Below are 11,920 nucleotides of genomic sequence, written 5' to 3' on the forward strand. Positions count from 1 at the left end.
ATTCCACTCAGTCAATATATACAAGCAATATGCATAAGTCAGACAAGTCAGACCAATCAATCGATGCTCAATCTGTGATGTTTATCACCCCACGGCCAGAATTAACTATGGTTGAGGGTAAGGGCTCCTGGCTGACCGATAACCACGGCAAGCGCTATTTGGATTTTTTACAAGGGTGGGCCGTGAACTGTCTTGGCCACAGCAACCCCGGAATGATTGAAGCATTAAACGTGCAAGCCAAAAAACTCATCAATCCAAGCCCTGCCTTCTATAACGAACCCATGATTCGTTTATCGAATCTACTGACTGATAACAGTTGCTTTGACAAAGTCTTCTTCGCCAATAGTGGTGCCGAGGCCAATGAAGGAGCGATTAAGTTAGCACGCAAATGGGGGCAAATGAATAAATCGGGCGCCTTTGAAATTATCACCTTTGACCATAGTTTTCATGGTCGCACCTTAGCTACGATGAGTGCGTCTGGAAAGCCGGGTTGGGATACGATGTTCGCCCCTCAGGTAGCAGGATTTCCGAAGGCGGAGTTAAATGACTTGGAGTCCGTCAAAAAATTAGTGACCGATAAAACCGTGGCAGTGATGTTAGAGCCCGTTCAAGGTGAGGGCGGTGTCATCCCCACTACTTCAGAATTTATGCAAGGCCTGCGTCAATTCACCAAAGAAAATAATATTCTGCTGATAGTTGACGAAGTGCAGGCCGGCTGCGGGCGTACTGGTAAGTTATTTGCATACCAACATTACGACATCGCACCAGATATCATGACCCTGGGCAAAGGTATTGGTGGGGGCGTACCCTTAGCCGCGCTATTGGCTACCAATGCTGTGGCCTGTTTTGTGCCTGGCGACCAAGGTGGAACTTATAACGGCAATCCGCTAATGACCGCTGTAGGTGCAAGTGTGATTGAGCAACTTCTGGCACCAGGATTTTTAGAGTCCGTCCGTGCTAAAGGGGAGTTACTCAGCAAAGAGTTGCTGATTCTTTCTAAAGAGTTTCATCTAGATGGTGAGCGTGGGGAAGGTTTATTGCGGGCCTTAAAACTGAGCAGTGACATTGGCCCTAAATTAGTCGAGCTGGCACGTGATCGTAATCCTGAAGGTTTGCTCATTAATTCACCGCGGCCTAATTTGTTGCGCTTCATGCCAGCACTTAACGTGAGTGATGATGAGATACGGCAAATGTGCGCTATGTTGCGAGAGCTACTACAGCTAGCCACCAAATAAAAAGAGGGGTCTAAATTCAGACCCCTTCATTTTTTTAATCCACTAAATTTTTGGGTAATGAGAAAGTAACATCCTCCACAACACCCTCTAGATTTCGGATACTTCGGGGCCCAAACGATTGAATCTTGGCAACAATCGATTGTGCCAAGCTCTCCGGTGCTGATGCTCCCGCGGTGAGTCCTATCCGCTTCTTACCCACGAACCACTCTGCCTGTAGCTGTTCAGGCGCATCGACCATGTAAGCAGGAACACCTAACTTTTCCGCCAATTCACGCAAGCGATTAGAGTTTGAACTTGCCTGACTACCCACCACAATTACTACCTCAACTTGGGGCGCCATAAATTTCACAGCATCCTGCCGATTTTGTGTGGCATAGCAAATATCTTGCTTACGGGGTTGAACAATATTGGGAAACTTGATTGTCAATGCCTCAACAATTTCTTTTGTTTCATCTACAGAGAGGGTAGTTTGCGTAACAAAAGCCATTTTTTCGTTCTGAGCAAAAGGCAGTTTTGCCACATCGCTCACTTTCTCGATCAGGTGCAAGCCGGCTTCTACCTGCCCCATCGTACCTTCAACCTCTGGATGCCCGGCATGACCAATCATCAAAATCGTAAATCCATCCTTACTCATCTTGACCACTTCAAGATGGACCTTCGTGACCAAAGGGCATGTAGCGTCATAGACTTGCAGTCCACGCGATTGAGCGTCCCTGCGCACCTCTTGGGAAACTCCATGCGCACTAAACACCACAATGCCGCCTTTGGGAACTTCATGCAGTTCATCCACAAACACGGCACCCTTTTCACGCAACTCATTGACTACGTAAGCGTTATGCACGATCTCATGGCGAACATAAATCGGTGCACCAAAGCGTGTCAATGCTTCATTGACAATATTAATTGCGCGATCAACGCCTGCGCAAAAACCGCGCGGCTGAGCCATCAAAATTTCTGGAGAGTCTGGATTCGTCATAGAGAGCATCAGTTAAAGAATAGCAACAATTTCAGCTTCAAAGGTCACCGGTCTACCAGCCAGCGGATGATTGAAATCAAACCAAGCGCCCTCTTCGTTGATCGATTGCAAGACTCCCGCGTATTGCGCGCCTCCGGGGGCATTGAACTCGATCACATCACCCGGATTAAATTGTGCATCGTCATCGCGCCCCTCTTTGAGGGCTCCCAAGGAAACCCACTGAATTAATTCTTCCTTGCGCTCACCAAAACTTTCTTCTGGTGGTAGCAAAGCACTTTTCTTTTCACCCACACCCAATCCCATTAAGACACTTTCAAAACAAGGCGCAAATTGACCCGACCCCATCATCACCGTCGCAGGACGATCGACAAACGTATTGATGTAATCCTCCCCGCTGGGCAAGGTCAAGCGATAGTTGAGGGTCAAGAAGGAATTGGGCAAAACAGTAAGCTTAGTCATAAGGTTATTGTATCTAGACCCGACCTATCTGCGCATACCCCCATTACAGACTGGCCAAAAATGGAGCAGCCTCGCGAAAAGCTAAGGGCTTTAGGTGCGCCAGCACTGACAGATGCTGAACTACTCGCCATTTTCTTAAGGGTGGGGGTAAAAGGAAAAACCGCGGTGGCACTGGCAGAGGATCTTTTGTACCATTTTGGTAGCCTACCCCGCCTGCTGTCCTGCACCCCTGAAGATTTAATCCAAATTCATGGCATGGGCATCTCTAAGTGGTCGCAGATTCAGGCGGCTTATGAGCTGGTCAAGCGAAGTCTGGAAGAAAGTCTGACTCAAGACTCCATCTTTTCATCGCCCAGCTATGTGATAGAGTTTTTACAGGCTAAATTTGGGCGCCTCCCCCATGAAATCTTCCTCTGCCTTCACTTAGACTCCCGCCTGCACCTCATCGAGTGCCAGGAGCTCTTTAGAGGGTCGTTAACCCATACAACCGTCTATCCCCGAGAGATCCTCAAGGAAGCCTTAGCTCGCAACGCTAGCGCACTTATCGTGGCGCATAACCATCCAAGCGGCAGCCCCCTTCCCAGTGTCGCCGATCAAGAATTAACGCAAATGCTTTGCAAAGCCCTGCAATTGGTGGATATTTCACTTTTAGATCATTGCATCGTAAGTAGCAGTGGTTTTTACTCGTTTTCGGATGCAGGTCTTATGGATATTTATTAAAAACGAAAGTAATCACTAACTTATATAAAATTTTAAGCGTCTCATGTCAGCCCTTTTGTACGATCATCAAAACTAAAGTGAAATAGGGCTAGATCAAAACTAGCTGAGACTGATACAATATTTTCTTTTCGCAATTAATGGAGTTACGTCATGGCAAAAGTTTGCCAAGTCACTGGGAAGAAGCCGATGGTTGGCAACAATGTATCCCATGCAAACAATAAAACGAAGCGTCGCTTTTTGCCGAATTTGCAAAATCGTCGTTTCTGGGTTGAATCTGAAAACCGCTGGATTAGCTTGCGCTTAACCAATGCTGGTTTGCGTGTAATCGACAAAAACGGCATTGATGCTGTGTTGTCTGATCTACGCGCACGTGGCGAAATTTAAGGAGCACAAAAATGGCTAAAGGCGGCAGAGAAAAAATCAAGTTAGAGTCATCAGCTGGTACTGGTCACTTCTATACGACTACCAAAAACAAGCGTACAAAGCCTGAGAAAATGGAGCTCATGAAGTATGACCCCACTATTCGCAAGCACGTTGCTTATAAAGAAACAAAGTTGAAGTAAAGCTGCTTTTAGTTTTAGTTACTTCACCAAATAAAAAACCCGCTGCATCAGCGGGTTTTTTATTGCTTAAATTAAAGCGCTGTTCAAGCAGTGCTACCTATCCGTAACGGCGCAGCCGCAATGAAAAGTCACGTAGGCTACTAAGGCCGCTCTCTTCAGCGCGTTGGCACCAGGTATGTAGCTGCACGACTAACTGATCGCCAGTAGCGTTAGAGCGACTCCAAATTGCCTGCAGATCGCGTCGCATTTCAATCATTATTCGCAATTGCGCATTACTTGCCATCAACTCTTCAAGCTTGTGTTTTTCTGCCTCAGACAATCGCGCTTCATCTTTACTCAGCCAATCACGCGCATCTTTTAGATGTGCTGCTAATACCTGCATGTGCTGCACTTCGTTGGTAAAAAAGCTACGCAAGGTCTTACTGTAGCGCGCCATGATCTCATATCGATTGATCAAAATGGCTTCAAGCGTGCTTTGGTCTGCAGGTCGTAAGTGGCTCAATACTGGCTTAGGTGAGGTCTTTTTGACCTTAGCTAGACCTACAGCACTCATCATTTGAATGTAGAGCCAACCAATATCAAATTCGTACCATTTGTTGGACAGCTTGGCGCTGGTGGCAAAGGTGTGATGGTTGTTATGCAGCTCTTCACCGCCAATCAAAATGCCCAATGGAAAGATGTTAGTCGCAGCATCTGCACAATCGTAATTACGGTAACCCCAGTAATGACCAATACCATTAATGATGCCAGCGGCCGTAATCGGAATCCACAGCATCTGTACTGCCCAGACTGTTAATCCAATAGCACCAAACAAGAACACATCAATAACTAGCATCAGCGCTACTCCCTGCCAAGAATACTTGGCGTAAACATTGCGCTCGAGCCAATCATCTGGCGTGCCGTGGCCAAACTTCGCCAAAGTTTCTTGATTGCGGGATTCTGTTTTGTATAGCTCTGCTCCACGAGAGAGGACAGTAGCAATGCCCAATATCTGAGGGCTATGAGGATCATCTACGGTTTCGCACTTAGCATGGTGCTTACGATGAATGGCTGCCCACTCTTTAGTCACCATACCCGTCGTCAGCCAAAGCCAAAAACGGAAAAAGTGAGACATGATTGGGTGCAGATCTAATGCACGATGTGCCTGGCATCGGTGCAAAAAGATGGTTACTGCAGCAATCGTGATGTGCGTTGCCGCTAAAGTGAAGACCAGGATTTGCCACCAAGACCAATCCAAGTAACCACTGGCTACCCAGTGGAGCAACACATCAAAACCTGAATATGAAACAGTATCCAAAAGAGGGTTCCTAATGAAAGATTTAAACCTTTATTTTAGTGCTTTACTGGCTTTCTTGCGCTTAGCGGGCGGGTCTTTTGCCTCAGGTACCACAGCATCAACCGTTATCTCAGCACCCTCTTTTAAGGGCTTAGCGTCTGATTTGGGCGCTACTGCAGAAGCCTTTTTTTGAAACACGGCACCAAAGAAGCCATCTGTCCCATGAATATGCGGCCATAACTGCCAATAAGGATTATCAGCGCTACAACCTAAAGGCATGGCTTCCTTAGGAAATAAGGGGCGAAGTGCTTGTGCTGCGGGAACCACCTCAAAATCAGGGTGTTTTGCCAAAAACGCCTCTGCAATCATTTGATTTTCTTGGGGCAATAAGCTGCATGTGGCATAAACCAGTCGGCCCCCTGGTTTGAGTAGGCGGCTAGCAGAGCTCAAAATGTTCATCTGTTTTTGATTGAGCTCTAAGACACCTGTCGGTGTTTGACGCCACTTCAAATCAGGGTTGCGGCGCAGTGTTCCCATGCCGCTACAAGGCGCATCTACTAGAACTCGGTCAATCTTTCCCGCTAGACGCTTGATCTTAGAGTCATTCTCACTATCAATCCATACCGGATGTACATTAGAAAGGCCGCTACGAGCCTGCCTTGGCTTTAAATTAGCCAAGCGACGCTCTGATGTATCCATAGCGTACAAACGCCCTGTAGAGCGCATGATCGCTCCAATAGCTAAAGTCTTACCGCCGGCGCCGGCACAAAAGTCCACTACCATCTCGCCACGCTTTGGTGCGAGCAGATGGGCCAACAACTGGCTACCTTCGTCCTGAACCTCAAACATACCCGCTTTAAAACCTACTGTATTTTGCAGTGCAGGTTTGCCCATAATACGAACACCATCAGGGGCATAAGGGGTCGGAATCGCTTGATAACGTCCGCCTAACGCATTCATCTCAACGAGCAACTGCTCGCGAGTAGTTTTCATGGTGTTGGCACGTAAATCGAGCAATGCGGGATGCATCAAACATTTAGCCAATGCTTCACGGGTTTCTTCGCCAGGATATTTGCCAAAAGCATCCCAAAGCCACTCGGGTAGGTTATTGCTAACTAATGGATTGAGTGTCGTAGGATCGATCATCGCAAAGCGTTGCAACCACTCATACTCACCAGTCTTTAAGACGTGCGCTAAATCAGCGATACCACTCTCTGCACGATTAGCAGAGCCCAGGCCACCCTCAGTCAAAGCAGACAGCAAACCCAATAGGGCTAAACGTCTTGCTTGCGACCCTTCACCACTTACAGCAAATTGAGAGAACTCATTTTTACGACGCAAAATAGCAAAAGCACTCTCTGCAATCAGAGCGCGATCTCGGTTGCCTAATTGGGGTTCAGCCCGAAAATAACGACTGACAACACGATCAGCCGGTTGCTCGAAGCTCAACAACTCAGGAAGTAAGCGCTCTAAATGGATAGCGTGCTGTGGCAATGCTCTTGCATTGGAAAAGTTTTTTTGTCCTTCGGGAGCAATGATGTTGCCGCTCGCATTGCGTCGCTCAGGGCGGCGCAAAGGGTCTTTGGATTTTGTGGCGTAGCTCTTTTGGGCGCCTAAACGTGGCCCTGATCTGGGGCTGGAGCTAGTGCTGCGGGGGGAACGTTCTTTACTCATAATTTTATTAATTGCGACTCCGGTGGTTGTAACTGAACTTGATTACCGTCTATTCGCAATCGTCCATCAAGGAACCATTTTACGGCCCGCGGGTAAATTTGATGCTCAGCAGCTAAAACTCGCCCCGAAAGGCTCTTTTCATCATCACCCGCAAGGACTGGAACTGAGGCCTGACAAATGATCGGCCCCTCATCTACCCCTTCGGTGACAAAATGCACAGTTGCCCCGTGTTCTGACACTCCAGCCTCTAAAGCGCGCTGATGGGTATGCAATCCCGGGAAGGCTGGCAGCAATGCAGGATGAATATTAATCAGTCGGCCCTCAAAATGACGAATAAAGGCTGGCGTCAAAATTCTCATAAAGCCGGCTAAAACCACTAAATCAGCCCCTAAGGCATCTATTTTCTCAATTAAAGCGGCATCAAAGGATTCGCGAGAGGAGTGCTCCCGATGTTCAATAATAAAGGCCGGGATACCCTGAGAGCGAGCAAAATCAAGGCCTTTAGCTTCAGAATGGTTGGCAATGACCCCGGCAAATGTGACCTGCCATTGCTCTTTTTGGGCTATTTTGACGATAGCCTCGAAATTAGATCCGCGGCCAGAGATTAAGGTGACGATTGAAGGCATGCCCACAATATAATTGAAGGCTACCTTTTAAGCGACTAAGTTAACGTGAAGTGAACGCTCAGTGAATGTATTTCGAGGCCCCACCTCTTTTTCTGCAGGACCCGCTTGTGCCCTAACCATTGGTAATTTTGATGGCGTGCATCGGGGTCATGCCGCCCTTTTGCAGCAACTGAAGGCGGATGCTCAAGCAAGAGGCTTAGTCAGCTGCGTCATGACATTTGAGCCGCACCCCAAAGAATTCTTCTCTCCTGAGCAAGCTCCCCCGCGTATTTTAAATTTACGTGACAAATTGGCCGCCTTTGCCAAGCTCGGAATTGATCGAGTGGTAGTGGAGCACTTTAATGCTGCTTTTGCACGCCTCACGCCAGAAGAATTTGTTTCTGAAATTATTGTCAAAAGACTCAATGCAAAATGGATTTTGATTGGCGATGATTTTTGTTATGGCGCAAAACGGGCTGGTAATTTTGCAAGCCTAAAAACAGCCGGTGAAAAATATGGCTTTGAGGTTTCGAGTATTAATACGGTTTCTGAAAATGGAATTCGTATTTCTAGCTCTGCATTACGCCAAGCATTAGCAAGTGGTGAAATGGAACGTGCCAGTAAATTATTAGGGCGGCCTTATGGCATTTCAGGGCACGTCATTCATGGGCAAAAGTTAGGTCGTACTTTAGGATTTCCCACTTTGAACTTAGCTGTCGCTAGCCATCTTCATCACCGTAAGCCCGCTACGAGCGGTATTTTTGTTGCTCAAGTATTAGGTCTGAGTGATCAACCACTTCCGGCTGTTGCTAGCCTTGGGGTAAGACCAACCGTAGAAGATTCAGGGCGTGTATTGCTTGAGACCCACATCTTCGATTACAGCGCTGATATCTATGGCAAAGTGATTACCGTAGAGCTGCTAGAAAAAGTTCGAGATGAAGCGAAGTACGCCGATCTCGACACCCTTACCAAAGCGATTGCATCAGATGCAGCGCATGCCAGAAATTATTTCCAGAAAAAAAATCATGTCTGAAAAAGAAAATTCTTACCCTGTTAACCTACTCGAGACATCGTTTCCTATGCGAGGCGATCTTCCTAAGCGTGAGCCGCAATGGGTTGCGCAATGGCAGAAAAATAAGCTCTATGAAAAAATTCGTGCGGCTCATGCACATCAACCAAAATTTATCTTGCACGATGGCCCTCCTTATGCCAACGGTGACATCCATATTGGTCATGCAGTAAATAAAATTCTGAAAGACATGATTATTAAATCCCGTTGGTTAATGGGTTTTGACTCTGTCTATGTGCCAGGCTGGGATTGTCATGGCATGCCAATTGAAATTCAAATTGAAAAGCAATTTGGCAAAAACTTACCGACGGCTGAAGTACAAGCTAAAGCGCGTGCATACGCGCAAGTTCAAATTGACAAACAAAAAACAGACTTTGAACGCTTAGGCGTCTTGGGTGACTGGAGCGATCCCTACCTCACTATGAATTTTCGTAATGAGGCGGATGAAATTCGTGCTCTGGGAAAAATCTGGGAAAAAGGCTATGTCTATCGCGGCTTAAAACCCGTGAACTGGTGCTTTGATTGTGGATCAGCGCTCGCTGAGGCTGAAGTCGAGTACCAAGATAAGACTGATCCCACTGTCGATGTCGGCTTTGCATTTGATGATGCGCAGCGCACTCGCATTGCCAGCGCATTTGGCATTGATGAGCTGCCAAACAAGCCAGGAATGATTGTCATCTGGACTACTACTCCATGGACTATTCCTGCTAATCAAGCGCTCAACGTACATCCTGAACTTACCTACGCCTTAGTGGACACTGGTGACAAGTTATTGATTTTGGCTAAAGATCGCGTTGAGACTTGTTTGACGGATTACGGTCTTGAAGGCAATGTAATTGCATCATGCTTAGGCAATCAATTAGCCAATATTTCTTTTTGGCATCCCCTGGCATCTTTAGATGATGGCTATAAACGCCTTGCTCCCATTTATCCAGCCGAGTACGTCACTCTAGATACGGGTACTGGTGTCGTGCACTCTGCCCCCGCTTATGGCGAGGAAGACTTTAAATCTTGCAAAGCCAATCAGCTCGCAGATAACGATATTCTCAATCCTGTTATGGGTAATGGCGTATATGCCTCTTGGCTTCCATTATTTGCTAACGAATATATTTGGAAGGCCAATCCGAAGATTGTGGAAGCAATGCGTACAGCAGGAAGCTTGCTTCGGGATCAAACCTATACCCATTCCTACATGCATTGCTGGCGCCATAAGTCGCCGATTATCTACCGGGCAACGTCACAGTGGTTTGCCAGCATGGATAAGAAGCCGTCTGATGGCAAGGCTAGCTTACGCGAGACAGCGCTTGCGGGCATCCAAGCTACTGAGTTCTTCCCCGCATGGGGCAAGCAACGTTTAAACAGCATGATCGCCAATCGTCCTGATTGGACCTTGTCACGCCAACGTCAATGGGGCGTTCCTATGGCCTTCTTTGTCCATAAAGAGAGTGGTGAGCCACATCCGCGGACTGTTGCGCTTTTAGAGGACATTGCTAAGCGAGTAGAAAAAGAAGGTATCGAGGCTTGGCAGAGATTAGAAGTTGCGGAACTACTGGGTGACGAAGCTACTTATTACGAGAAGAATCGTGACACCTTAGATGTTTGGTTTGATTCTGGAACAACCCATTGGCATGTCATTCGCGGTTCACATCGTGAGAAGCTTTATCGCCCTGAATCTGAAAATGCGGATGGTCGTTTAGCTGATTTGTATTTAGAGGGTTCGGATCAACATCGCGGCTGGTTTCATTCCTCCTTACTCACTGGGGCCATGCTTGATGGCAAGCCTCCTTACAAGGCACTCTTGACCCACGGCTTTACTGTGGATGGTCAAGGCCGAAAAATGAGTAAATCCGTAGGCAATGTGGTTGCCCCCCAACAAGTCGCCGATAAGTTGGGTGCAGAAATCATTCGTTTATGGGTAGCCTCCACTGATTACTCTGGTGAGATGACTATTTCAGATGAGATTCTCAAGCGGGTAACGGAAAGCTATCGCCGTATCCGCAACACCTTGCGCTTCCTATTGGCTAACTTATCGGACTTTGATCCCAGCAAGCATGCGATGCCTCCAAGCGACTGGCTTGAGATTGATCGGTATGCAGTCGCTATGGCTAAGCAACTACAAGACGAAGTGCAGACTCACTACCAGGCATATGAGTTTCAGCCGGCAGTAGTGAAGATGCTGAGCTTCTGCTCCGAAGATCTAGGTGGCTTTTACTTGGATATTCTCAAAGACCGGCTATATACCAGCGCACCCGATTCCAAAGAGCGTCGTGCAGCGCAAAATGCGCTCTTTCACATCACGCGCAACTTATTAAAGTGGCTCTCTCCCTTCCTATCTTTCACTGCTGAAGAAGCTTGGACAGCACTACCCCAGGGTGCAGATAGCACCGCTACTGAATCCATTTTCATGGAAGAATTCGGCGCCTTCCCAATCATCGATCATGCAAGCGAGTTATTGGCTAAATGGAATCGCGTTCGAGAAATTCGTTCTGAAGTTACTAAGGCCATTGAGCTTGAGCGTGAGGCAGGTCATGTCGGGTCTTCCTTACAAGCTGAGCTCACTATTAAAGTGGCAGATGCGGACTTTGCGATTCTGCACTCTTTAGAAGACGATTTGCGCTTTGTCACCATCACCTCCTCTGCCAATATTGAACTGAGCAGTGGTGGCTTAGAGGTGCTTGTTCGCGGAAGTCAGTACAAGAAGTGCGGTCGATGCTGGCACCACATCCATGATGTTGGTATCAATACCGAACATCCCGAACTATGTAGCCGCTGTATTGGCAATATCTTTGGTGATGGCGAAGCCCGCTTGTTCGCCTAGGCCCACCTAAATACAATACCAAATGTCATGAGTCTATCCTTCTTGCGTTACCTAGCGATTGCCACGATTACCTTACTCTTAGATCAACTCAGCAAATGGTCGGCGTTAGGTAATTTACAAATGGGTGTGCCAGAGCCAGTTCTACCATTTTTAAATTGGTTGCTGCTCATGAACCCCGGCGCCGCTTTTTCTTTTCTTGCTCAAAGTTCTGGTTGGCAACGCTGGTTTTTTACCATTCTTGGCTTGCTCGCTTCCGCATATATTTTGTGGCTGCTGTACAAGAGCCAAGAAGACAGGCTGCTTTGCTGGGCCTTGAGCCTCATTTTGGGTGGCGCCTTAGGCAACGTCTTAGATCGCATCATGTATGGTGCTGTGGTGGACTTTATTGACGTGCATTACCAAAACTGGCACTGGCCTGCATTTAATATCGCCGATAGTGCCATCTGCATTGGTGCTGGCCTGATAATTTGGGGTGAGCTGCGAAGATCATTTGGCAAATCGACTAATCCCCTTTAAGCTGGCGCC

12 protein-coding genes are annotated in these 11,920 nt (G+C 47.4%); 7 read left to right on the forward strand and 5 right to left on the reverse strand.

Translation table 11 applies throughout. From position 1 onward, the window contains the following. Nucleotides 1–29: 29 nt before the first annotated feature. The gene (locus tag QUD86_RS07550) at nucleotides 30–1,235 is read left to right on the forward strand and encodes an acetylornithine transaminase (protein ID WP_286298715.1); all 1,206 of its coding nucleotides are present in this window, start codon (nucleotides 30–32) and stop codon (nucleotides 1,233–1,235) included. Between the two features lie 34 nt (nucleotides 1,236–1,269). On the opposite strand, the gene ispH is transcribed toward QUD86_RS07550, so the two are convergent. Continuing rightward, nucleotides 1,270–2,220 (reverse strand): 4-hydroxy-3-methylbut-2-enyl diphosphate reductase, encoded by a 951-nt coding sequence (gene ispH / locus QUD86_RS07555; RefSeq protein WP_502928861.1) that lies wholly within the window; start codon nucleotides 2,218–2,220, stop codon nucleotides 1,270–1,272. Nucleotides 2,221–2,223: 3 nt separating this feature from the next. Continuing rightward, a complete protein-coding gene (locus tag QUD86_RS07560; RefSeq protein WP_286296357.1) occupies nucleotides 2,224–2,670 on the reverse strand; it encodes an FKBP-type peptidyl-prolyl cis-trans isomerase in 447 nt (148 codons plus the stop codon). A 42-nt stretch (nucleotides 2,671–2,712) separates the two neighbouring features. Between QUD86_RS07560 and radC the strand changes: the two genes are divergently transcribed. The 3 genes from radC (at nucleotide 2,713) to rpmG (ending at nucleotide 3,953) form a co-directional block, all read left to right on the forward strand. Continuing rightward, complete coding sequence (gene radC / locus QUD86_RS07565) at nucleotides 2,713–3,390, forward strand: RadC family protein (RefSeq protein ID WP_353506546.1); 678 nt, start codon at nucleotides 2,713–2,715, stop codon at nucleotides 3,388–3,390. Nucleotides 3,391–3,540: 150 nt separating this feature from the next. Further along, a complete protein-coding gene (rpmB, locus tag QUD86_RS07570) occupies nucleotides 3,541–3,774 on the forward strand; it encodes a 50S ribosomal protein L28 (RefSeq protein WP_011903570.1) in 234 nt (77 codons plus the stop codon). Nucleotides 3,775–3,785: 11 nt separating this feature from the next. Beyond that, complete coding sequence (rpmG, locus tag QUD86_RS07575; protein WP_100379636.1) at nucleotides 3,786–3,953, forward strand: 50S ribosomal protein L33; 168 nt, start codon at nucleotides 3,786–3,788, stop codon at nucleotides 3,951–3,953. A 97-nt stretch (nucleotides 3,954–4,050) separates the two neighbouring features. Here rpmG and QUD86_RS07580 read toward each other — a convergent pair whose 3' ends face one another. The 3 genes from QUD86_RS07580 to purN are packed head-to-tail and all read right to left on the reverse strand — an operon-like array spanning nucleotide 4,051 to nucleotide 7,529. Beyond that, nucleotides 4,051–5,250: a DesA family fatty acid desaturase gene (locus QUD86_RS07580; RefSeq protein ID WP_286296368.1), complete on the reverse strand. Its 1,200-nt coding sequence runs from the start codon at nucleotides 5,248–5,250 to the stop codon at nucleotides 4,051–4,053. A 30-nt stretch (nucleotides 5,251–5,280) separates the two neighbouring features. After that, nucleotides 5,281–6,903, reverse strand: a complete 1,623-nt coding sequence (locus tag QUD86_RS07585; RefSeq protein ID WP_286296369.1) for an RsmB/NOP family class I SAM-dependent RNA methyltransferase — start codon at nucleotides 6,901–6,903, stop codon at nucleotides 5,281–5,283. Further along, on the reverse strand, nucleotides 6,900–7,529 hold the full coding sequence (purN, locus tag QUD86_RS07590) for a phosphoribosylglycinamide formyltransferase (RefSeq protein WP_286296370.1): 630 nt from the start codon (nucleotides 7,527–7,529) through the stop codon (nucleotides 6,900–6,902). Before purN ends, QUD86_RS07585 begins: the two co-directional genes overlap by 4 nt. 61 nt (nucleotides 7,530–7,590) lie before the next feature. On the opposite strand from purN, the gene QUD86_RS07595 reads away from it, so the two are divergent. Genes QUD86_RS07595 through lspA form a run of 3 tightly spaced genes read left to right on the forward strand, consistent with a single transcriptional unit; the run spans nucleotide 7,591 to nucleotide 11,911 of the window. Beyond that, nucleotides 7,591–8,541, forward strand: a complete 951-nt coding sequence (locus QUD86_RS07595; RefSeq protein WP_286296371.1) for a bifunctional riboflavin kinase/FAD synthetase — start codon at nucleotides 7,591–7,593, stop codon at nucleotides 8,539–8,541. Further along, a complete protein-coding gene (gene ileS / locus QUD86_RS07600) occupies nucleotides 8,516–11,395 on the forward strand; it encodes an isoleucine--tRNA ligase (protein ID WP_502928900.1) in 2,880 nt (959 codons plus the stop codon). The genes QUD86_RS07595 and ileS overlap by 26 nt, the downstream gene beginning before the upstream one ends. 27 nt (nucleotides 11,396–11,422) lie before the next feature. Next, nucleotides 11,423–11,911: a signal peptidase II gene (lspA, locus tag QUD86_RS07605; protein WP_286296372.1), complete on the forward strand. Its 489-nt coding sequence runs from the start codon at nucleotides 11,423–11,425 to the stop codon at nucleotides 11,909–11,911. Nucleotides 11,912–11,920: the final 9 nt, after the last annotated feature.

Origin of the sequence: Polynucleobacter sp. TUM22923 (genome assembly GCF_030295705.1) — a bacterium.
Classification (GTDB): Bacteria; Pseudomonadota; Gammaproteobacteria; order Burkholderiales; family Burkholderiaceae; genus Polynucleobacter.